Source organism: Paraburkholderia sp. RL18-085-BIA-A, assembly GCF_046027075.1.
Classification (GTDB): Bacteria; Pseudomonadota; Gammaproteobacteria; order Burkholderiales; family Burkholderiaceae; genus Paraburkholderia.
In genome coordinates this window covers 33,669-55,079 of sequence record NZ_JARESU010000022.1, presented here as the reverse complement: position 1 = coordinate 55,079, position 21,411 = coordinate 33,669, and the positions used below count along the sequence as shown (strand labels likewise).

Sequence of the window (21,411 nt, the reverse complement as noted above, 5' to 3'; positions counted from 1 at the left end):
GGCTTGTCGATGTCAGCAATCGCGGAGAGGCGCGCGACTACGTAAGTCGGGCTGCCTCCATTCGACCAGGCGCAATCGCGGCACGGGCTGAGAGCTTGTTGCCTTCCTACGCGTCGATCTCGGGGTGGTATAACTCGATGCGATCGGAAACTGCGTGGCCAACTCGATGAAGGTCTCAGTCCAGGCGAGGTGGTGGCATCCTGACAGCAGTGTCAGGCGTCTGCTGATTCCGCCAGAATCGCCCCGTCGGCACGGGCGTCATTGCCCGCGCTTATCGCATCGCGCCAGCCAGATTTTCCGCATCGAGACCGACGATCAGATCCAACTCGCCGCTGCTGAAGGATTGCGTCGCGGGGACGCCGGCCGCCTTCAGCGCTGCGGTGTCGAGGCGGGACGCATCGGACAGCACGACGCGCAGGCGCGTGGCGGCAAGCGCTTCGAGCTTCTGGATGTTGGCGGCGCCACCGAGCGCTGCGCGGATCTTTTCCGCACGCGCCGTTTGCTGTGTCGAACTGGCCGCTGAAACCGCGGCCGCTGCAACCGGAGCCGCGGCTTCAGCAGCAGGCGTACCGGCCGGCGCGAGTTCAGCGTCGCTGCCTGCCGTCTTCAGGTATTCCTGCATGTCGGTCTTCATGTTCTCCGACAGCGGCCCGAAGATCGCCTGCACGCCGTTGCCGACGCGCACCACGCCCGCTGCACCGAGCGCCTTGAGCCTGCCGTCGTCGACGAGCGCCGGATTGTCCACCGTGATGCGCAGACGCGTGATGCAGGCGTCCAGGCTCTTGATGTTGGAACGGCCGCCGAAGGCGAGCACGAGATCGCGCGAACGTCCTCCAACCCCGCTCGTGCCGACTGCGGTTGCTTCGACTGTGTCGTCCTCGCGGCCCGGCGTCTTGAGGTTGAAGCGGGTAATCACGAAGCGGAACACGCAGTAATAGATGACGGCGTAGATCGGACCGAGGATGAACACGTACCAGGCGTGAGTCGCCTTGTTGCCGATCAGGTTGAACATCAGGAAGTCGATGCCGCCCTGCGAGAAAGTGAACCCCATGCGCATGCCCAGGGTGTTGGCCACGAACTGCGCTGTCGCCGCGAGGCACGCGTGGATGAAGTAAAGGACCGGAGCAACGAAAAGGAAAGCGAACTCGATCGGCTCGGTGATGCCGGTGAGGAACGAGGTCAGCGCGGCCGAGACCATGATGCCGCCGACGACGACCTTATTCTCCGGCTTGGCGCAGTGCCAGATTGCGATCGCTGCGGCCGGCAGGCCGAACATCTTGAACAGGAACGCGCCCGCCAGGATGCCGGCGGTGCGATCGCCCGCGAAGAAGCGGCCGATGTCGCCGTGAACCACCTTGCCGGTCGTCGGGTCCATGAAGCTGCCCGCCTCGAAGAAGAACGGCACGTTCCAGATGTGATGCAGGCCGAACGGAATCAGCAGACGCTCGACGAAGCCGTAGACCGTCGCCGCGGTGCGCGGATCCGAAACCGCCGCCCACTGCGAAAATGCCTTGATCGCGCTGCCGATCGGCGGCCACACGACGGACAGGATCCCGCCGAGCACGATTGCACCGATCGCCGTCACGATCGGCACGAAGCGCTTGCCCGCGAAGAAGCCGAGATAGGCCGGCAGCGCGATCCTGTAGTAGCGGTTGAACATCCATGCCGCCAGGCCGCCCGCCAGGATGCCGCCGAACACGCCGGTCTGGATCGACGGAATGCCCATGATCGTGTCGGGCTCGACGCCTTCCGCCTTGGCGATCACGCCCAGGGTCGCTGTCATGACCAGGTAGCCGATCGTCGCGGCGACGCCTGAAACGCCATCGTTCTCGGTGAAACCCAGCGCAACGCCGATCGCGAAGATCAGCGGCAGGTTGCCGAAGATCACGTCGCCCGCGTTCTTCATGAGCGCGAGCACGATGAGCGGCACGTAACCGTGGAAGTCGGTCGCGCCCAGGCCGAGCAACAGTCCGGCCACGGGCAGCACGGCAACGGGCAGCATCAGCGATTTGCCGACCTTCTGCACGACTCCGAACGCGTTCTTGAACATGGTTGATCTCCCGCTGGGCCAGCTTATTCGGCGTAGGGGGTGAGGAGGGCGCGGACTTCGGCAGCGGTGCCGAGTTGCAGCACGCTGGCGGCGAGCTTGCGCGCTTCGTCCATCGTGATCCTCGCGAGCTGGGCCTTGATGGACCCGACGGCGGGAATGCTGACCGACAGTTCGTCGATGCCGAGGCCGACGAGCACGGGCACCGCCATCGCATCCGACGCGATGCCGCCGCAGACTCCGACCCATTTGCCATGCTTGTGCGCGCCATCGACCGTCATGCCGATCAGGCGCAGCACCGCCGGGTGCAGCGCGTCGGCTTGCCTCGCGAGCTTCGGATGCCCGCGGTCCATCGCGAGCGTGTATTGCGTCAGATCGTTGGTGCCGATCGAAAAGAAATCGACTTCGCGTGCGAGTGGCTCGGCGATCAGCGCGGCGGACGGCACTTCGATCATCACGCCGATCTTGACACTGCTCGCGCGATCGCCGGCCTCTTCCAGCAGGATCTTCCTGGCCGCGCGCACTTCCTCGATCGCGGCGACCATCGGAAACATCACATGCAGATTGCCGATGGACGCGGCGCGCAAGATCGCCCGCAGTTGCGTGCGGAAGATGTCCGGGCGGTCGAGACTCACGCGTATGCCGCGCAGGCCGAGGAACGGGTTGTCTTCCTCGGGCAGCGGCAGGTAGGAAAGCGGCTTGTCGCCGCCGACGTCGAGCGTGCGGACCACGAGTGGACGTTCGCGGCCGAGCGCTTCGGCCACCGCGCAGTATTGCGCGGCCTGCTCGTCCTCGGACGGCGCGGTGTCGCGGTTGTCGAACAGGAACTCGGAGCGCAGCAGGCCCACCCCTTCGGCGCCGGCCAACACTGCATCGCGCGCTTCCTGTGCATTGCGGATGTTCGCGACCACCTCGACGCGATGACCGTCGGCCGTCATGGCAAGCTTGCTCGCGGCGAGCTTCTCTTCTTCACGTTTGGCCGTCTGCCGACCGATGCGTTCGCGCGCCTGCTCGAGCTCCCCGGCGCTGGGATTGCGACGCAAGCTGCCATGCGTGCCGTCGAGCACGACGAGCGTGTCATTGGCAAGCTGAAGCGCCTCCTCGTCGATGCCGCAAATCGCCGGGATACCCAGCGAGCGCGCGAGGATCGCGACGTGGCTCGTGGCGCCGCCGGTCGTCGTGCAGAAACCGACCACCTTGCTGCGATCGAGCGAGGCGGTGTCGGACGGCGAAAGCTCCTCGGCGATCAGGATCGAATCGGCAGGCACTTCGATCTGCGCCTGCTTCACGCCAGCAAGCAGTGCCAGCATGCGGCGACCGACATCACGGATGTCGCCGGCGCGTTCGCGCAGGAGCGGATTGTCGAGCGCATCGAGCGCGCGCGCCTGATTCTCGAAAGCAGCGCGCCATGCGAAGCCCGCGCTCTTGCCTTCGCTGATCTCGCTGATTGCGAGGTCGCTAAGGTCGGGGTCTTCGAGCAGTTCGAGGTGCGCGTCGAGGATTTGCGCCTTCGAGGGATCGGTGAGTTTGGCTTTGACCGCCTCGATTTGCTGACGCGCTTCGTGCCGGGCCGATTCGAGCCGCGCACGTTCGCGCTGCGGCGATTCGCCCGCTTCCGCAACGTCGATGACTTCCTGGCGGAACTGCACGATCTTGCCGACCGCGAGCCCGGGCGAGGCCGATACGCCGGTCAGTTCGTTGGCGTCCGCGGTGGCCGTGCGGCTGGCGGCGACGGGGGCAGGTGAGGCCGCAGCCGGTGCGGCAGCGGGTGCGTCGCCGGGTTTTTCGCCCGAACCTGCTGCCAGCAAACGCGCGATCGCGGCGGCGGCTTCGCCCGCGTCGGGACCGGCCGCCTGGACGCGGACCTTGTCGCCGAACTTCGTCGCAAGCCCCATGAGCGACACGACCGACTTGGCGTTCGCACTGTCGCCGCCGCGCAGCAGGCGGATGTCGGACTTATACTTTTTCGCTTCAACGGCGACGACCGCGGCGGGCCGCGCGTGCAGGCCCGCGGGGTTCGGCAGCGTGACTTCGTCGGAGACGATCGCGCCCGCCGTGCTGCCCGTCTCTTCCGCGGGCTCGCTGCCGACGAGTTCCAGAGACAGCGCCGTGTCCTTGCCCGCGGTGACGAGTCCCGTCGCGGGCACGTAGCGCGTGACGAGATCGCCGTTGGCGATCACCATCTGCGTGAGCAGGCTCGCCGCCTTCGCACCGACGACGAGCGGATCGAAACGGATCAGCGGCTGGCCTGTTGCGACCATGTCGCCTTCCTTAACCAGTGGGGTGAAGCCCTCGCCGCGCAGCATCACCGTATCGAGCCCGATGTGCAGCAACACCTGGAGCCCGCTTTCGCCCGTAATCGTTGCGGCGTGGTTCGCGCGGTGCAGTTGTGTGACCTTGCCGGGGAGCGGGGCGAGCAGCTCGTCCGAGATCGGGTCGATCGAAATGCCGTCGCCGACCATTTTCTGCGCGAAGACGGGATCAGGCACGGTTGCAAGCGGCACCATCACGCCCGAGAGCGGCGCCGTCAACTCGATGCGTATTGGACGCTGAGGGGCTTTCATCTGCGCGACTCCTTTTGTTTGACGCCCGGTTGAAACACTTCGAGTTGAGCGCCGCGAGCCCGGTCTTCGCTGTCGTGGATGGCCATAAGCTCAGGGGATCTATCGGAATAGGGTAAAACCCTAGGCTTGCCGGGGAGTTGCGCTGCGGAGGACTGAGGCCAGCCTAGCTAAATCATAGGCAACGAGTTGGTGATTCGCTGACCGAATTAATGCGCTCGTGTTCTCTTGAGGTCCGTTTGCGAATCGATCGGAGTGGCGAGCTTACGTGCTGAGCCGGACCGGCTTCATTGGCGACCACTGTCACGGCATCGGACCATGGTCGCATTGTCTTTCGATCTGTTTGAAACTACATTGAAAGTTCGCCTTCAGACGGTCGAGAAGCTTTAATCCCTGGCAGTATGACCGGGCGGATGTCGAGCGCGTCGGCGGCGTTCCGGGAGCGACGATTCTATTCGCCGTTGCGTCCTTGCGCCTCGAAAGGAACTGCCATGGATGCAGTCAGGACCTTGTTCGAAACCCAGCTGATTTTTACGTCGTTTTTGACGGCCGCGTGGGTATCGCTCTTCGGCGTGAAGCGGCAAGCGGCGACGGCTGCGATGAAGAGCGACGGCCCCACCGTGCGCTACAGCGCCGCGTATCCGTTCGGCGTCGCGGGGTCGATCGTCTTTCTGTATGTCCTTAGCGCACTGATCAAGCCCAATATCGTGCGGCCGTCGCCCAGGCTCATCGAGACCGCCGGGATCGCGCTGAGATGAACCTCGACCAGCCACGGAGGCACACGATGGACATAGCCGTCTTCAGCGCGAAGCCCTACGACCGCGAGTATCTGAATGCCGCGAACGCGGCGCACCGCCATCGCCTGCAGTACTTCGACGTTTCCCTCGCCGTCGAGACGGTCGGCCTCGCGGCGGGGCACGGCGCCGTGTGCATCTTCGTCAATGACCGGGCGGATGCCACCGTGCTGCAGGCGCTCGAGCGGGGCGGCACGAAGCTGGTCGCGCTGCGCTGCACCGGCTTCAACAACGTCGATCTGAAAGCCGCGCAGGATCTCGGGATCAAGGTGGTGCGGGTGGTGGACTACTCGCCGAACTCGGTGGCCGAGCATGCCGTCGCCTTGGTGATGGCGATCAACCGCAGGATTCACCGTGCCTACAATCGCACGCGTGACTTCAATTTTTCCCTCGACAGTCTGATGGGCTTCGACCTGTGCGGCAAAACGGTTGCTGTGATCGGCACGGGGAAGATCGGGCGCGTCTTCAGCAAAATCATGGTGGGATTCGGCTGCAACGTGATCGGCTATGACAGGTTTCCGTCGCCGGAATTCGAGGCGCTGGGCGCGCGTTACGCGCTGCCGGGGGAAATCGGCGAGAGCGCGGACATCATCTCGCTGCATTGCCCGCTCACGCCCGACACCTATCACATCATCGACGCCGACACGCTATCGCGCGCGAAGCCCGGCGCGCTCCTGGTCAACACGAGCCGAGGCGGGCTCATCGACACCGAGGCGGTCATCGCCGCGCTGAGGAGCGGGCAGTTGGGCGGGCTTGCAATCGATGTGTACGAGCAGGAGGCGAACCTGTTCTTCCGCGACCTGTCCGGCACCATCATCTCCGACGACACACTCCAGCGTCTCATCACGTTCCCGAATGTGATCGTGACGGGCCACCAGGCTTTTCTCACGCGCGAGGCGGTAACGACGATCTGCGCGACGACTCTGCAAAGCGTCACGGAGTTCGAGACGGGCAGCGCGCTTTCGAACGAAATCAGCGCGAACTGAACGCGGCGCGCGGCAGATGGAACGGGCCTGCGGGCAGGCTCGGGTGCGGGTGCGTCAAAGCCGGTCCAGCGCGATCTTCACAGGGCGGATTTTCCAGATCTGCTCGCAGTACTCGCCGATCGCACGGTCGGACGAGAACTTGCCCGCGTAGGCGGTGTTGAGGACGGACATGCGAGCCCAGCGTTGCGGGTCTTGCCAGGCGGCGCTCACGCGCTCCTGGCATGCCACGTAGTCGGCATAGTCGGCTAGCACGAGGAATGGGTCGACGCGGAGCAGATTCTCCACCAACGGACGGAACATGTCGCGGTCGCCGCGCGAGAAGTGCCCCTCGGCAATCAGCGCCAAGGCTTCACGCAGTTCCGGGTTCCCGTTCACGTAGTCTTCCGGCCGGTAGCCCTCGCGCCTCACGCGCTCGACCTGCTCCGCCGTCAGACCGAAGAGAAAGAAATTCTCGTCGCCGACTTCTTCGCGGATCTCGACGTTGGCGCCATCCAGTGTGCCGATTGTCAGCGCGCCGTTCATCATGAACTTCATGTTGCCGGTGCCCGATGCCTCCTTGCCGGCCGTTGAGATCTGCTCGGAGAGGTCCGCCGCCGGATAGATGAAGTGCGCGTTCTTGACGTTGAAGTCAGGAAAGAACACGACCTTCAGTCGATCGTTCACTGCCGGGTCGTTGTTCACCACTTCGGCCACACCATTGATCAGGCGGATGATCAGTTTAGCCATCGCATAGCCCGGCGCCGCCTTTCCGCCGAACACAAAGCAGCGGGGCGCGCACACCAGTTGCGGATCGCGCCGCAGGCGTTGATAGAGACTGACGATGAAGAGTGCATTCAGATGCTGGCGCTTGTATTCGTGAATGCGCTTGACCTGGATGTCGAACAACATACCGGGGTCGACGACAATACCTGTCGCGCTGCGGATCCGCGCTGCCAGTACTTCCTTATTTGATAGTTTGACGCGACACCACCGCTCCTGGAAGGCCGCGTCGTCGGCATGGGCTGCGAGTCCCCGTAGCCGGGTGAGGTCGGTGATCCAACCTTCTCCAACGGTTTCGTCGAGCAGCCGCGCGAGCTTGGGGTTGCAGAGCAACATGAAGCGGCGTGGGGTGACGCCGTTCGTGACGTTGTGGAACCGCTCAGGCCACAGTTCGGCGAAATCCCGCAGCACCGTCTGCCTGAGGAGTGTGGAGTGCAGCGCGGCTACGCCATTCACCGCATGGCTGCCGACGGTCGCCAGGTTAGCCATGCGCAGCAGCTTCTCGCCGCGTTCGTCGATCAGCGACATCCGGGCCACGCGCGCCTCGTCACCGGCGTAGCGCTGCCGGAGTTCGTCGAGAAACCGGCGGTTGATTTCATAGATGATCTCGAGCGGGCGTGGCAGCAGGCTCCGGAAAAGCGGCAGCCCCCAGGTCTCCAGCGCTTCGGGCAAAAGCGTATGGTTCGTATAGGCCAGTGAGCGCCGGGTGATGTCCCATGCCTCGTCCCACCCCAGTTGCCTCTCGTCGATCAGTAGCCGCATCAGCTCGGCAACTGCGATCGCCGGATGGGTATCGTTCAACTGCACCGCGAACATGTCGGCGAACCGCGACGTCGGTTCGCCCTTCAGATCGAGCAGTCGAAGCATGTCCTGAAGCGAGCATGAAACGAAGAAGTACTGCTGCGCAAGACGCAGGCGCTTACCTGCTTCGGGCTCATCGTTCGGGTAAAGCACCTTCGACAGCGTCTCGGAGATCACTTTTTCCTGCACGGCCTGGTAGTAATCGCCGGCGTTGAAGTCTTGCAAGTCGAACGACTCTACAGCCTCGCTCTTCCATAGCCTCAGCATGTTGCAAGTGTTGACGCGAAAGCCGAGGATCGGGATGTCGCAGGCAACGCCCTTGACCTTGTTCGCCGGTATCCAGCGCACGCGAAGACGGCCCTGCGCGTCGGTCTCGTTCTCCGTGCGGCCGCCGAAGGACACATAGCACGTTACGTCCGGGTGGACGATCTCCCAGGGATTGCCCTTTTGCAGCCACTTGTCGGTGACTTCCTCCTGCCAGCCGTCACGGATCTGCTGATCGAAGATGCCGAACTCATAGCGGATGCCGTAGCCGATTGCCGGAGTTTCAAGTGTGGCGAGCGAATCCAGATAGCAGGCAGCGAGCCGCCCAAGCCCGCCGTTGCCGAGCCCTGGTTCTTCTTCCAGCGCGAGCAGCACGTCGAGGTCCTGGCCGAGCGCCAGCAGGGCTGCGCGCGTATTGGCCTCAATGCCGAGATTGACGATGTTGTTGCCAAGCTGCGGCCCGATCAGAAACTCAGCGGAGAGATAGCAGGCAACTCGCACGTCGCGTGCGGCATAGGTCTGCATGGTCGCCACCCAGCGGGCCAGCATGCGGTCGCGCACGCTGTAAGCGAGTGCCATGTACCAGTCGTGCGGGGTGGCGATGGCCGGAAAGCGGGCCTGCCGGCAAATGAGATTGTCGACGACGTCGCGCTGCAGCGCGTCGGCATCCAGTCCGCTTCGCGCGGGTTCGGCGCTGCCGGATGCTTTGGCGGGCAGATCTGCGGCCATGGTTTTTCCCTTGGGGTACTCAGTCCGGCCACACCCAGTCGGTGATCTCGGCGCGGTCGATGCCTTGTGTGTGCGCGTAGTTCAGGTTGCTGATGATCGCGTTTTTCATGTCTTCCCTGAGATACGCCGTTCTGCCCTGTAATCGCGGCACGCGGTCGAGGACATCGATGACCAGATTGAAGCGATCGACCTGATTGAGGATCGCCAGTTCGAGCGGCGTGTTGATGTTGCCCTTCTCCTTGTAACCGCGCACGTGCAGATGTTCGTGGTTGCGGAAACGATAGGCCAGTTTGTGGATCAACCACGGATAGCCGTGGAAGTTGAAGATCACCGGCTTGTCCACCGTGAACAGGCTGTCGAACTCGCGTTCGGTCGAGCCGTGCGGATGCTCGCTCGCGGGTTGCATCCTGAAGAGGTCCACCACGTTCACGAAGCGCAGTTTGAGTTCCGGCAGCCGCTCGCGCAAAATTGCCGTCGCCGCCAGCGCTTCCTGAGTGGCGACGTCGCCACACGATGCCATCACCACGTCCGGCTCCTCGCCCTCGTCGTTGCTCGCGCGCCGCCACACGCCCAGTCCCTTCGCGCAGTGCACGACCGCTTCGTCGATGGTGGTGAACTGCAGATGCTTCTGCTTGTCCGCCACGATGATGTTGATGCAGTCGGTCGAACGAAGACATTCGTCGGCCACCACGAGCAGCGTATTCGCGTCCGGCGGAAGGTAGACGCGCGTGACAGACGGGCTCTTGTTGGTGACGAGGTCGATGAAGCCCGGGTCCTGATGCGAGAAGCCGTTGTGATCCTGCCGCCACACGGTCGACGACAACAGGATGTTTTGCGACGACACCGACGCGCGCCACGGCACATGGTTCTTGCAGATGTCCAGCCATTTCGCATGCTGGTTGAACATCGAATCCACCACATGCGCAAATGCCTCGTAGGTGTGGAAGAAGCCATGCCGCCCCGAAAGGAGATAGCCCTCGAGCCATCCCACCAGCGTATGCTCCGAGAGCATTTCCATCACCCGGCCGTCGCGCGACAGTTCTCCGCCGTCCTCGTCCTCGGGTAGCAGATCGCCCATCCAGACTTTTTTGCTGACCTCGTAGATCGCTTGCAGACGATTGGAAGCCGTTTCGTCCGGGCCGAACACGCGGAAAGTGCTCATGTTGGCGCGCATGGTGTCGCGTAGAAATTCGCCTAGTGGCCGCGTATTCTCCTGAAGCACCTGGCCCGCGTGAGAGACCTCGACCGCATAGGAGCGGAAATCCGGCAGCTTCAACTCTCTGCGTAACACTCCGCCATTCGCGTGCGGATTCGCGCTGATGCGTCTTGACCCGGTTGGCGCGAGCGCCCGCAGTTCCGGCATCAGCCGCCCGTCGGCATCGAAAAGCTCGTCGGGCTTGTAGCTGTGCAACCAGCTTTCCAGCAGCGCGAGGCTATCGGGGTTGTCGCGTACATCGCCGAACGGCACCTGATGTGAACGCCACGAGCCCTCGGCTTTGTGGCCTTTGACCTCCTTGGGTCCAGACCAGCCTTTGGGCGTTCTCAGCACGATCATCGGCCAGCGCGGCCGCTCGGGCTCGCCGCCCGCGCGCGCTTTCTCGTGAATCGCGCGAATCTCCGCAATGATGGTGTCGAGCGTGGCGGCCATCTTTTCATGCATCTCAGCATGGTCCGATCCCTCGACAAAGAATGGCTTATAGCCATAGCCTTCGAACAACGCCTCCAGTTCCCGGTGGCTGATGCGCGCGAGGATGGTCGGGTTGGCGATCTTGTAGCCGTTCAGGTTGAGAATCGGCAGCACGGTGCCGTCGCGAGCAGGATTGACGAATTTGTTCGAATGCCAGGCCGTGGCGAGCGGTCCCGTTTCCGCCTCGCCGTCGCCGACCACGCAGGCGACGATGAGGTCCGGATTGTCGAGCGCGGCGCCATATGCGTGGGACAGGCTGTAACCCAGTTCGCCGCCTTCATGAATCGAGCCGGGCGTCTCCGGTGTGACATGCGAACCGATATGACCGGGAAACGAGAATTGCTTGAAGAATTTCTGCATGCCCTCAGCGTCTTCGCTCTTATCCGGATACACCTCCGAATAGGTGCCTTCCAGATAGGCGGGACCGAGCACGCCAGGAGCACCATGGCCTGGGCCGGCCATGAAGATCACGTCGAGGTCGTCGCGCTTGATGACACGGTTCAGATGCGCCCAGACAAACGAAAGCGCTGGGCTTGCACCCCAATGCCCAAGCAAACGCTGCTTCACGTGATCGACCTTCAGCGGCTCCTTCAACAAGGGATTGTCGATCAGATAGATCATGCCGACCGAGAGGTAGTTGCATGCGCGCCACCAGGCATCGATCAGTCGAAGTTCGTTGGAGTCGAGGGTATCCTGCTGTGCAGCACTTGAAGTGGAACGCTGGCCCATAGCGACGTCTCCTGAACATGCAGCCCCATCCCAATGGGTTCGAACTGTGACAGGATGCGCTGCATCCGCGCTTTTCGGTATTTGTGGGGCCGTGTCGCGCCTGTTGGCGGCCTCTCTAAATCGAATTTGCTACACAAAGCAGACAGGCATATATCACGCCAGCATATGTCACCTGGCACAGAATTCAAGGGCAATTCCATGTGCTTGCCGCTCACTATCCGGGCGGCATACGACGACAGTGATGCAAATAGGCCGCAAAAGACCGCTATGCCAGGTCTTGTCTGAAAACGGACACAATCGCCCACGCCTGAGCTGCACCGTGCTGCTGATCGCGCCAATTCATAGGGTCTTTGTGACGGACCCATTTCCCCGTAGAAAGTGTCGCCTGATACTTGGTTAAGCTACATCGAATTCTTCAGTCGCGGTGCCGCGAGACTCATCGAACCGATGCGTCCTACGGGTAGACTGCGTCCTCGCCATGATTCAAGCCAACGTGCCAGTCCGCGCCGGAAACGGCCGCAGAAACATCGAAGCATTCACTTCATTGCGCGGCTTCGCATCCGTGATCGTGGTCATGGCGCACGTCTGGAGCATTCTCGACTTGCCGCGCCTCCTTGCCGGCAACCCTTCGCTGGTTTCTTCAAGCCGGTTCGTTGGGAGCCTGCTCAATGGATCCGCTGCCGTCCAGATCTTTTTCGTGTTGAGCGCCTGTGTGCTTGCGGTGTCGTTGGGAAGCCACTCGGGCACGCAACACGCGCCCTGGATCACAAGATTTTATGTGCGACGTGTGTTCAGAATCTATCCCGCCTTATGGGTTTCCATCGTAATGACGATATGCCTATGGCATATCATTCGCTCGCCGCAGGGATTCAACTCCGGGCTTTATAGTCCCTGGGCAGCATGGCAGGCCTATCCTTCGGCGCCCACGCCAAAGCTCGTCGCGCTGTCCATGCTGGGATTCTATGTGCATTTGAACGGGCCGCTCTGGACGTTGCGTATCGAGCTGCTCTACTCGCTGGCTTTCCCGGTCATCTATCTGCTCGTCCGCGATCCACACAAGCGGCTGGCGCTGCTCGCCGGTCTGTTGCTGCTGGCCCTGCTGCCGATCCCGCGGGTGTTCTCGGTGCATTATGCATTCGCCTTCGGACTCGGCGCCGCCATTCCCTTCTTGCCGTCCGCGCGCAACGTCCCATACCGCACGACGGCAGCCATCGCGTTGATTGCGTTGCTGTTCACGCACATGACGACGGACAAGCTCGGCATGCACATGAAAGCCGAAGAGAACGTCGAAATGCTGATCTCGTTCGTCGTAGTCTATTGCCTGTACCACAGCCAGGCGTCGATGCCGGCACTCGAAAACAGGCCGTTCGCATTCATCGGCGACATCTCCTACAGCGTCTACGTTCTGCATTTCCCAATTCTTTTTGCGCTCACGCCGCTAGTCATCGGGATGCTCGGAACGGTACGAGTACGCGTGCACCCGTTGGCATCCGTGCTCGTGCTCGCAGTCATCGTCCTTTGCACAACGATCGTCACCGCTACGCTCTCGCGCCGTTACGTCGAACGGCCCGGAGAACGGTTGGGGAAGGTTTTATACAACGCCCGCAAGGAACGGTGCGCGCGGGCGTCTGCGCTTGGCAAATCGCGAAAGGCCGCTGACGGAAGCGCATCCGCCCGCGACTGATGGAAAAGCCCGGGCGCGTGGCGTTTTCAAGTCGGGCACGCTCGGTCACTCGACCTCGAACGCTTAGTCGTTGATAATCTGCCCGGCAGTGGGCCAGGGGCTAATGATTTGAATCAGCCCGTCTGGCAGACTTCGAACGCTTCCAGGCAGGTCTTCCGGTCACTCCATTATTAGAAGAGTTCCGCGGGTTTTTCAGTGATCCGAGTTGCGACCATATCGCGATTTCACGCATACCGATGAAATCTTCAAACAAAACCACGTCCTCGAAAAGACGACGTATTTTGCAATTTGCGGTCGGAATCACATTTTCGCATGGCGCTCGGAAACAGATGCTCGCCTCGGCGCAAGCGCCGGCATCCGGAACGCTTGATCGCGTGCGTCCTGGCAAGCCGGGCTGGCCGTCCGAGACTCAGTGGAACGAACTCAGCCAGCAAGTCGGCGATGCATTGGTCAAGGTGAGAGCGCCCTTGGCGACGTGCCTGAACTCACCCGACAGTGACGACTGCAGGCAGCTATTCAAGGAACTCAATAATCCTTATTTTCTCGGCGACGAGGTGGGCCTGACGCAGTCCCTCGGCTGGGTAGATGCGTGGACATCAATGCCCAGTGTGTATGCGGTGGCCGCCCGCAATACGAACGACGTGGTCGCCGCAGTGGACTTCGCACGCCGGCACAATATGCGTCTGGTGGTGAAGGGCGGGGGCCACAGCTATCAAGGCACGTCGAATGCGCCGGACTCTCTACTCATCTGGACGCGAAAAATTAACGACATCACCTTGCAGGATGCGTTCATTGGTGAGGGATGCGAGGGGCACACCTCGCCGGTGCGGGCAGTCACGGTCGGCGCCGGTGCGCTCTGGGCACATGTCTATGACGCGGTCACTACGCATGCAGGTGGTTATGTGCAAGGCGGCGGCTGCATGACGGTCGGCGTGGCCGGCCCGATCCAGAGCGGCGGGTTCGGCAGCTTCTCCAAGGCATATGGACTGGCGGCGGGAAGCCTGCTTGAAGCCGAAGTTGTTACGGCGGACGGTGCCGTCCGGATCGCTAATGCATGCACGAATCCTGATCTGTTCTGGGGGCTGAAAGGCGGTGGCGGCGGCAGCCTGGGCGTGGTCACACGACTTACGCTGCGGGTCCACGAATTGCCCGAGACCTTCGGCGCGGTGAACATGACGGTCAAGGCCGCATCGGCGCCCGCGTTTCGCCGGTTGATCGGCTTGATGGTGGACTTCTATAAACAGAATCTGCTGAATCCGCACTGGGGCGAACAGATCACCCTGCGCCGCGACAACGTCCTCAAGATCGCGATGGTGTTCCAGGGGCTCAGCCGCAGCGAAGCGCAAGCAGTCTGGCGGCCGTTCATGGAGACGGTCGCTCGCGAACCGGATGATTTGGAGGTCGAGTTCTCCCCGCTCAAGATCGTGGCAACCTCAGCCCGCGGTTTCTGGGCTCCGACGATGTTCAAGAAACTCCTCGGTTTCATCAGTACCGACGACAGGCCAGGCGCCCCTGAGGACAATGTCTTCTGGTCGGGTAACCGGGGAGAGGCGGGACAAGTGTTGCACGGCTACGAGTCCGCATGGCTTCCCGTGGCCTTGCTGCAAGATGACCGGCGTCATGCGCTGGCCGACACACTGCTTGCCGCGACCCGCCACTGGAGCGTGACGCTGCACGTCAATAAGGGCCTGGCGGGTGCGCCGGACGAAGCCATCGCTGCGGCAAGGAATACCGCCACGAATCCTGCCGCGTTAGACGCCTTCGCGTTGCTTATCGCCGCGGCGGAAGGTCCGCCAGCCTATCCGGGCATCCAGGGCCACGAACCGGACACCGGGTTGGCGCGCAGGAACGCGCGGGCTATTGGGCGTGCAATGGATGAAGTTCGCAAGCTGGTTCCGCACCCCGGTTCTTACGTCGCCGAAAGCGATTTTTTTAACGCAGAGTGGCAGCGGTCCTTCTGGGGTTCGAATTACAGCAGGCTGCTCGCCGTCAAGGATCGGTATGATCCCGATGGTTTGTTCTTCGTTCATCACGGCGTAGGGAGCGAACGCTGGAGCGCCGAAGGTTTCACTAGATTCGGATGAAGTAGTCGACTTTCGAATTCGTACACGTGGTTCAGCGGGCGACGCGTTTCAAAATCTGGTATTGAGGCTTCCCCGCACCAATCGGTCATGACCGTCCGCTAACGTGAATGTTGACAGGCTGCTTCACGTCCTGAGTCCGTCAGTCATGCATTGCTCGGGTCGAATGCATAAAGCAGACATCGACTCTTGAGTCGTCTAACGGTGCGTCACGATCAACTGGCCTTAATGCGCCCAGTTACGGTTTGACAGCGAGCACGCAAAAAGCCTTATTCATCTCTTCGAATCTCGCTTCGACGAAGCCAGCCGCCGCAAGTCGTTCTATCAATCCGCTCTTCTTTTGGCCCGAATGGATAGTAAAACCCAGTGCAAGGGTGCCGCCGGACTTCATGACACGCCGGGTCTCCGACAGGCTGGCGCCGGGGTCCGGCCAGACTTGCATGGAGTTGATCGCTAGTGCCTTATCGAAAGTATTGTCTTCGAATGGCAAGCACTCCGCTGAGCCGATTCGCAGATCGACTTGACCGCGTTTGATCGCAGCGGCATTCCGGGCTACGGCGTGCTCGACCATCTCCTGTGACGGATCGATGCCGTCTACATGTCCGGCCGACGCCACCTCGGCGAGAAGTTGGATACCCACGCCTGGTCCGAATCCAATTTCAAGTATTCGGTCGTCTGTGCGCATCTTGAGAAGATCGATTGTCCAGGCCGCGCACGGTCGGTTCATGCTTGCCATAGCCATGCCGCCGAGTCGGCCGAGAATGCCCTCGGGGCGACCGAACGTCCGCATTAGAACGCGTTCGAAGCCACTCATTGTTGCCCGTTCCATGCCAGGACCGCGGCCGTGAATGCCGAGTTCTGGTCCGCATCGGCGGTGCTGGTGAAACCCTTGGCCAGCACCGCAGGACCCAAAGCAGATTCGCCTGATTCAGCGCGCTGCCGAGCCATTTGGCAAACCGTATGAGTCCAGCATGTCGAGGCCCAATCGCAAGACTTCGGCCGGCGCTTCGCAGCGTCCTGCGAAATCTTTCTGGTACGCCTTGAAGGTAGGAAGATCGGTGACGACCGCCGAATCGTCAGCGGCGAGATTCATGAAGACATGGATGAACTCGCGGCCGTTTCTGAAGAGCGCATAGGCCGCGTGCTCGGGCGCCGTAGCCCGAAGCTCATCGAACACGGCCCGCGAGAGCGCTTCGTTTTCCGCGATCTGTTCAGGCTTGACGGCGTAACGTACCAAGGTCAGTCGTTGCATGATATTTTCCTTTCACGGTTCCGGCGCCGGTTTGCGCCGATAAACGTAGAGACGACAGCAACAGCCAAAAGGATGCGCGGTTACAAGAATTTTTGCAGGACCGCATCCTTTTCGGAGACCGGAACGTCTATCCGATATTGGCGTGTTGGATCAAACGGAGGTTTGCGCTTTGGATTCGGATGGACTGACTCAATTGATGGCGGCGATGCGCCCGCGCCTGCACCGGTATTGCACGCGTATGATGGGCTCGGCTTTCGACGGCGAAGATGTCGTCCAGGAAGCGCTGTTCAATGCTGCCGCGGCATTTCCCGCTGCCGGCGAGATCATGCGGCCGGAAAGCTGGCTGCTGGGCATTGCTCACAACGCGGCGCTGGACGCGCTGCGCCGCCGCAAGCGGCAAGGTCTGGTGGAGTCCGACGAAGCACTGGCGAATCTGGCGGACCACGGCGCCCAGGCCGATGCGAGAGTGGCGGCGGCTGCGAGCCTCGCCATGTTCCTGCATTTGTCCATCATCCAGCGCTCATGCGTGGTGCTCGTGGATGTGCTCGGCTATTCGCTAACGGAAACGGCGGCGATTCTCAGCGTCAGTGTCCCCGCGGTTAAGGCCGCGCTGCACCGGGGGCGCGGCCGGCTCAGGGAGCTGGTCGACGTTTCCGATGCAGCGCTGCCGCGCCTCGCCGAAGCCGATCTTGAGCGGTTGCGCGCCTACGCGGAGCGCTTCAACGCCCGTGACTTCGACGCGCTGCGCGATCTGCTTTCCGAGGAAGTCCGCCTCGACCTTGTAAGTCGAACGCGACTCACGGGGCGCAAAGACGTCTCGATCTATTTCACACGTTATGCAGAGGCGCCCGGTTGTTCGCTCGCGTTGGGTTGGGCGGAGCATCGCCCTGTGCTGCTGGTCACCGATCCGGTGGTGGCCGCCGCCCGCGTCGCGTATGTCATCCTGCTCGACTGGGTCGACGGCCGTATCGTCGCGATCCGTGACTTCCGGTACGCGCCTTATGTCATGGAAAGTCTCACCGTACAGCGGCTGTGACGGGCGACGCGTGGCCGGGAGCGTTAAAAACATCGGGGTATCGCAGGTCTCATCGAGCATTGTGACGGACTGGCGGGCAAGTGTTCTGTCGACGCGGCTGGCGCGGCCGCATCGGCCCGCTATCGCAGGGCGATCGCAGGCAGCGCGACTCGTTTCAGCGCGGCCATCGGGCCGAGCCGCTCGATCACCTGCATCTGCGCCGCGTCGCGCACGAAGAGCGATCCGGCGAATCCCAGTGCGTTTATTGATACTCCCTCGACACGCTCTTCCGACCTTGGCACAAGCATCATCCATCGGCGTGTAACGAGCAGGTTGTAGGGCGCCGATTGACGAAGTTCACCGCTGACCTCAACCGCTCGGACGCCGACGGCTTCGAGCAGCGCACGATAGCAGGCGAGGAGCGACTGCGCCGCATCCGCGGAGGTCACAGTGCCAGGTTCGAGGCGCGCGAACGCATGCCGGAATGGCAGGCTTGGTGTGCGTTGCGCCAGACCATCGATGAGCGTGGACACAAGAATGGGCTCAATGGGGACCGCTGGTTCGGAGTCGCCGAGCGGCAGCGGTACGATTTGCAGATGCTTGTGCGCCTGACTCGCGCCCGCTTCAGCGCCTGCATTGTAGAAGCCGATGCCGTCGAACTCGGCCATACAGGTAATCAGCGACTCGAAGTCGGCCAGATCGAGGAGAGTTTCCTGCGGTTCGAAATCGCGGGTGACGATCAGCAGATGATTGTCGATGACGTTGAACTTGTTGATCAAAGCCAGATGCGTGTCCGAGATGTCCGCGACAAAGAGATCCGGGTCGTAGGGAAGAAATGGATTCACCGATGGGCGCTCTCCGCCATGAAGCCTTCGCGTTTGCCGACGCTGCTGCTCCTTGCGACTCAGGCTGGAGACCTGCCGCACGACAAAGCGGATGCCGCCGCTTTCGATCACCGCCTGGAAGGTCTCGATCGGTTGCAGCGCGCCGCAGCGCAGTGCGTGCGTGGCCTGGCGCAGCATGGCAGGCCACAGGGTTCCCGGGGCGAGGCGGCGATTTTCCATGGTTCGTTGGGAAGACACGTTGGTGATCGGGCACGATCATTGATTGCCGCGCGCAGTGATACGAAGCCCATGTAGCGCTGCCTCCGACCTGGTACGACAGCCCGTGCGGCACACGGAACGGCCTGCGCGTGATGGCCGCTAAAGCTTGTAACCGATCGTGCGCAACAGATCCTTGCGCCATTGCACGTCTTCCGCGCCTTCTACGCCGAGCGGCGAGAATCCGTCGATCACACCGACGATGCCGCGGCCCTGGTTCGTTTCTGCAATCAACACCTCGACGGGATTCGCTGTCGCACAGAAGATCCGGCATACCTCGGGCACCGCCTTGATCGCGTTCAGCACATTGACCGGGTAAAAGCCGTCCCCCAGAAAAACAAAGAAGCTGTGGCCCGCGGCGACGCTCATGGCGTTTTTGCAGGCCATCTCGACCAGGCCCTCGTCGGTGCCGGACTGGCGTACGAGGCGCTTGCCGGAAGCCTCGCAAAACGCCAGGCCGAACTTTATGCCGGGCACGGTGCCAACCATTGCCTCGTGAATATCCTCTACGGATTTGATGAAATGGGTTTGCCCGAGGATGAAGTTAGTTGCTTCGGGCTTGACGATTGTGACGGCGGACAATTGCATATCGGACCTCGCTCCATTACGACAGCGCACAGGTAGAGACGAGCAGATCACCGGCGATTGTGATTTCGGAAATTGTCGCCAGCCAGTCCGCCGCCTTACCCCATCTTCTAGGCTAGTACTAACCGCCCGTCAGCGAAAGCACCGTTCGCCGATGAGGCCTCGCCAGCCTGCTGTTTTCTCGTTGCCGGTCGGCATCCATGTACGCGCTCCGCGGCGTTGCAGCTCCGACTGTGACAGTCGCGTCGAAACGTGGGAGGGGAGCCCGGTCAGGCACAGATAGTCGACGTCAAGGTGTAGACACGGCAAGACTAAGGTAAAGTGCGAAGCTCATTGGCTGCGCGATTATTCTGGCTAACGCCAATCACAAGATATAAAGCAAACAGGTAAACCGCGATCCTCAAAACTCGCGCCGAGTGTATCCATAAACATTGGAGAGCCCAATGCTGCGTACATACCTCGGAAGTTGCCATTGCCGACTAGTGAGGTTTGAAGCTCGGATTGATTTCGACAATGGTACGTTGAAATGCAATTGCAGTTTCTGTAGCAGGCTGCGATTCTGGCACGTCACGGTTCGTCGGGAAGAGTTTCGTCTCCTTTCCGGTGAAACCGCACTTGCGGAATATCAGGGTGAAAATCCGGTAGCTCATCACCCGTTTTGCAAACGGTGCGGTGTCCACGTATTTGATCGCGTGGATACACCAAACGCAACAGGGTACCCGTATATCAATGTGAACATCATGTGTCTCGAAGAACTTGACGTCGACGAAGCGCTGAATGCGCCGGTTACCTATCAGAATGGACTGCAGAATGATTGGAGCAATCCGCCTTCGGAAAGCCGACATCTTTGATTTTGCCGGTCAGGGCGCTCTTCTCAAATGTTGGGGAATTTCTTGTGGGCAGAAATTGCGCGTTGTTGGCATCCCGCTGCCGCCGATCGTCGTATAAGTCCTGATTGCCCCTTTGAATGAGAAATCTGTGCCTCTCACTACGATGACAGGCAAACCTGCCGAGCCGGAAGCGCGCTGACAATCCCGGCAATGACAGATGAGTTGCCCGAGTGAAGCTGCACCGCGCCGCAAAGGCAGCGCCCCATCCATGGATTCGACATGGATCTTCTCCAGTTGAAATGATCCTGCGATTTGTTTGGCGAGAATTTGCGACGCCATGCCCCGTCATCAAGGCGACGCCCGCTTCGATGAAACGAAACCCCCACGTGATCTTTACAGAATCGACCAGCCTTGGCGTGGATGTTGTCATAACTGACGGGTGGCCTAAAGGGATAGATGCGCCGGATCGGAGCTTAGCCGAGCACCGTCTTGACCAAACGGGGAATACCAGACTATTACCTCCGCCCGCGTCCGAAATCGGGCGTGAATTGTCCGTTGACCCGCTCGCATAAGCGGCTTTACTGTCTACAGCAGCTACAGCCAGCGCCAAATGCCCGCTGGCCAACCGGCGAGCGGAATATGAGCCCAGGTCGCTGCGAGCCAAACGACAAGGCCGCCCAAAAGCGCGTGCAAGCCGAACCCGCCGAGCTGTGCACGGCCGGCGGCGATCGCCGCGAACGGCAGGTAGCTTGTCTTCGCCTCCCATGCGGGCCACAGATCGGGCTGTAGCCGCTGCTTCTTCCGGTCCTGTAATGCTGCGCCGACGAGCGCGAGGACGACCATCGCTGCGGCCAGGATGATGTTCCGGGTTACGGGGAACACTGCGATATGGCACAGTCCCCAAAGCGCGAACGACCACATCATCGGGTGGCGTGTCACCGCGTACACGCCGCGCGCCGCTTCAGGGAACGAGCCGGGCCGGCCGCCAGTGGGCAGCGCCGGGTTGCGGATCAGGGAGCCCATCAGGAGGATCGACGCGATCAGCATGAGCACAGTCGCAACCGCCCAGAGCCCGTTGCCTACCGGCCATAGTGGCGCGGAGAGTGGCGCCTTTCGGTAAGCCAGAATCAGCCAGCCGAATGTCAGGATCGCAACCAGCGAATAGACGCCCTGGAACCCCGCTTCACCCATTGCGCGGACCAAACCCCTGCGCAGCGGATGGGACAGAAGAAAGTGGCTGCCCACGAAGGCGACTGCCGCCGCCACAACTGCATTGATGCTTCCCATTGGCCTGGCTCCTCAAGTCAATCGGTGGGTGACCGTCTGCACTGGAGAATACTACTTCGTGTGCTGCAAAGACCGGGTTGAGCGTCGCGCCAATTCGATTTAGTGCGCGTCGGCGCTGGCCGCTGCGTTGGCGCGGCATGTCCTTCGTCGGCGTCCTTCCGGCGCTATCAATCGGTTTCGCCCACATACTACTGCGCTAGCCGAACCAATGGGATGCTTC

The 21,411-nt window shown here is 61.7% G+C and carries 16 protein-coding genes; 6 read left to right on the top strand and 10 right to left on the bottom strand.

Annotation, left to right across the window (positions count from 1 at the left end; genetic code table 11):
* Positions 1 to 271: 271 nt before the first annotated feature.
* Together ptsG and ptsP are read right to left on the bottom strand one after the other, a co-directional pair.
* Complete coding sequence (gene ptsG, locus P0D89_RS17305; protein WP_408359220.1) at positions 272 to 2,050, bottom strand: PTS glucose transporter subunit IIBC; 1,779 nt, start codon at positions 2,048 to 2,050, stop codon at positions 272 to 274.
* Between the two features lie 23 nt (positions 2,051 to 2,073).
* Positions 2,074 to 4,611 (bottom strand): phosphoenolpyruvate--protein phosphotransferase, encoded by a 2,538-nt coding sequence (gene ptsP / locus P0D89_RS17300; protein WP_408359222.1) that lies wholly within the window; start codon positions 4,609 to 4,611, stop codon positions 2,074 to 2,076.
* Positions 4,612 to 5,099: 488 nt separating this feature from the next.
* Between ptsP and P0D89_RS17295 the strand changes: the two genes are divergently transcribed.
* Both P0D89_RS17295 and P0D89_RS17290 read left to right on the top strand, forming a co-directional pair.
* Complete coding sequence (locus P0D89_RS17295) at positions 5,100 to 5,366, top strand: hypothetical protein (RefSeq protein WP_408359224.1); 267 nt, start codon at positions 5,100 to 5,102, stop codon at positions 5,364 to 5,366.
* A 26-nt stretch (positions 5,367 to 5,392) separates the two neighbouring features.
* Positions 5,393 to 6,388, top strand: coding sequence for a 2-hydroxyacid dehydrogenase (locus P0D89_RS17290; protein WP_408376937.1), 996 nt, complete (start codon positions 5,393 to 5,395; stop codon positions 6,386 to 6,388).
* A gap of 54 nt (positions 6,389 to 6,442) precedes the next feature.
* On the opposite strand, the gene P0D89_RS17285 is transcribed toward P0D89_RS17290, so the two are convergent.
* Both P0D89_RS17285 and P0D89_RS17280 read right to left on the bottom strand, forming a co-directional pair.
* Positions 6,443 to 8,941: a glycogen/starch/alpha-glucan phosphorylase gene (locus P0D89_RS17285; protein WP_408376935.1), complete on the bottom strand. Its 2,499-nt coding sequence runs from the start codon at positions 8,939 to 8,941 to the stop codon at positions 6,443 to 6,445.
* Between the two features lie 19 nt (positions 8,942 to 8,960).
* Positions 8,961 to 11,357 carry a phosphoketolase family protein gene (locus tag P0D89_RS17280; RefSeq protein WP_408359228.1) on the bottom strand — a complete coding sequence of 799 codons (2,397 nt, stop codon included), beginning with the start codon at positions 11,355 to 11,357 and terminating at the stop codon, positions 8,961 to 8,963.
* Between the two features lie 544 nt (positions 11,358 to 11,901).
* Here P0D89_RS17280 and P0D89_RS17275 point away from each other — a divergent pair.
* On the top strand, positions 11,902 to 13,041 hold the full coding sequence (locus tag P0D89_RS17275; protein ID WP_408359229.1) for an acyltransferase family protein: 1,140 nt from the start codon (positions 11,902 to 11,904) through the stop codon (positions 13,039 to 13,041).
* Positions 13,042 to 13,277: 236 nt separating this feature from the next.
* Positions 13,278 to 15,125, top strand: coding sequence for an FAD-binding oxidoreductase (locus tag P0D89_RS17270; protein WP_408359231.1), 1,848 nt, complete (start codon positions 13,278 to 13,280; stop codon positions 15,123 to 15,125).
* A gap of 235 nt (positions 15,126 to 15,360) precedes the next feature.
* Here P0D89_RS17270 and P0D89_RS17265 read toward each other — a convergent pair whose 3' ends face one another.
* Together P0D89_RS17265 and P0D89_RS17260 are read right to left on the bottom strand one after the other, a co-directional pair.
* Entirely contained in the window at positions 15,361 to 15,936 is a 576-nt protein-coding gene (locus tag P0D89_RS17265) for a class I SAM-dependent methyltransferase (protein WP_408359233.1), read from the bottom strand.
* Positions 15,937 to 16,050: 114 nt separating this feature from the next.
* Positions 16,051 to 16,374, bottom strand: coding sequence for a hypothetical protein (locus P0D89_RS17260; protein ID WP_408359235.1), 324 nt, complete (start codon positions 16,372 to 16,374; stop codon positions 16,051 to 16,053).
* A gap of 169 nt (positions 16,375 to 16,543) precedes the next feature.
* Between P0D89_RS17260 and P0D89_RS17255 the strand changes: the two genes are divergently transcribed.
* The gene (locus P0D89_RS17255) at positions 16,544 to 17,410 is read left to right on the top strand and encodes a sigma-70 family RNA polymerase sigma factor (RefSeq protein WP_408376934.1); all 867 of its coding nucleotides are present in this window, start codon (positions 16,544 to 16,546) and stop codon (positions 17,408 to 17,410) included.
* 119 nt (positions 17,411 to 17,529) lie between these two features.
* Here P0D89_RS17255 and P0D89_RS17250 read toward each other — a convergent pair whose 3' ends face one another.
* Positions 17,530 to 18,453: an ATP adenylyltransferase family protein gene (locus tag P0D89_RS17250; protein ID WP_408359239.1), complete on the bottom strand. Its 924-nt coding sequence runs from the start codon at positions 18,451 to 18,453 to the stop codon at positions 17,530 to 17,532.
* A gap of 138 nt (positions 18,454 to 18,591) precedes the next feature.
* The gene (locus P0D89_RS17245) at positions 18,592 to 19,077 is read right to left on the bottom strand and encodes an adenosine-specific kinase (RefSeq protein ID WP_408359241.1); all 486 of its coding nucleotides are present in this window, start codon (positions 19,075 to 19,077) and stop codon (positions 18,592 to 18,594) included.
* 440 nt (positions 19,078 to 19,517) lie between these two features.
* On the opposite strand from P0D89_RS17245, the gene P0D89_RS17240 reads away from it, so the two are divergent.
* Complete coding sequence (locus P0D89_RS17240; protein WP_408359243.1) at positions 19,518 to 19,925, top strand: GFA family protein; 408 nt, start codon at positions 19,518 to 19,520, stop codon at positions 19,923 to 19,925.
* 9 nt (positions 19,926 to 19,934) lie between these two features.
* On the opposite strand, the gene P0D89_RS17235 is transcribed toward P0D89_RS17240, so the two are convergent.
* Together P0D89_RS17235 and P0D89_RS17230 are read right to left on the bottom strand one after the other, a co-directional pair.
* Positions 19,935 to 20,243, bottom strand: a complete 309-nt coding sequence (locus P0D89_RS17235; RefSeq protein WP_408376932.1) for a GFA family protein — start codon at positions 20,241 to 20,243, stop codon at positions 19,935 to 19,937.
* Positions 20,244 to 20,498: 255 nt separating this feature from the next.
* A complete protein-coding gene (locus P0D89_RS17230) occupies positions 20,499 to 21,191 on the bottom strand; it encodes an NnrU family protein (protein WP_408376931.1) in 693 nt (230 codons plus the stop codon).
* Between the last annotated feature and the right edge of the window lie 220 nt (positions 21,192 to 21,411).

Bases quoted from the DNA above. Each gene is read 5' to 3' on its own strand.
- P0D89_RS17290 (WP_408376937.1), top strand. From the start codon at position 5,393: ATGGACATAGCCGTCTTCAGCGCGAAGCCCTACGACCGCGAGTATCTG.
- P0D89_RS17260 (WP_408359235.1), bottom strand. From the start codon at position 16,374: ATGCAACGACTGACCTTGGTACGTTACGCCGTCAAGCCTGAACAGATC.
- P0D89_RS17240 (WP_408359243.1), top strand. From the start codon at position 19,518: ATGCTGCGTACATACCTCGGAAGTTGCCATTGCCGACTAGTGAGGTTT.
- P0D89_RS17285 (WP_408376935.1), bottom strand. From the start codon at position 8,941: ATGGCCGCAGATCTGCCCGCCAAAGCATCCGGCAGCGCCGAACCCGCG.
- P0D89_RS17230 (WP_408376931.1), bottom strand. From the start codon at position 21,191: ATGGGAAGCATCAATGCAGTTGTGGCGGCGGCAGTCGCCTTCGTGGGC.
- ptsG (WP_408359220.1), bottom strand. From the start codon at position 2,050: ATGTTCAAGAACGCGTTCGGAGTCGTGCAGAAGGTCGGCAAATCGCTG.
- P0D89_RS17250 (WP_408359239.1), bottom strand. From the start codon at position 18,453: ATGGAAAATCGCCGCCTCGCCCCGGGAACCCTGTGGCCTGCCATGCTG.
- P0D89_RS17235 (WP_408376932.1), bottom strand. From the start codon at position 20,243: ATGGCGTCGCAAATTCTCGCCAAACAAATCGCAGGATCATTTCAACTG.
- P0D89_RS17265 (WP_408359233.1), bottom strand. From the start codon at position 15,936: ATGAGTGGCTTCGAACGCGTTCTAATGCGGACGTTCGGTCGCCCCGAG.
- ptsP (WP_408359222.1), bottom strand. From the start codon at position 4,611: ATGAAAGCCCCTCAGCGTCCAATACGCATCGAGTTGACGGCGCCGCTC.
- P0D89_RS17245 (WP_408359241.1), bottom strand. From the start codon at position 19,077: ATGCAATTGTCCGCCGTCACAATCGTCAAGCCCGAAGCAACTAACTTC.
- P0D89_RS17270 (WP_408359231.1), top strand. From the start codon at position 13,278: ATGAAATCTTCAAACAAAACCACGTCCTCGAAAAGACGACGTATTTTG.
- P0D89_RS17295 (WP_408359224.1), top strand. From the start codon at position 5,100: ATGGATGCAGTCAGGACCTTGTTCGAAACCCAGCTGATTTTTACGTCG.
- P0D89_RS17280 (WP_408359228.1), bottom strand. From the start codon at position 11,357: ATGGGCCAGCGTTCCACTTCAAGTGCTGCACAGCAGGATACCCTCGAC.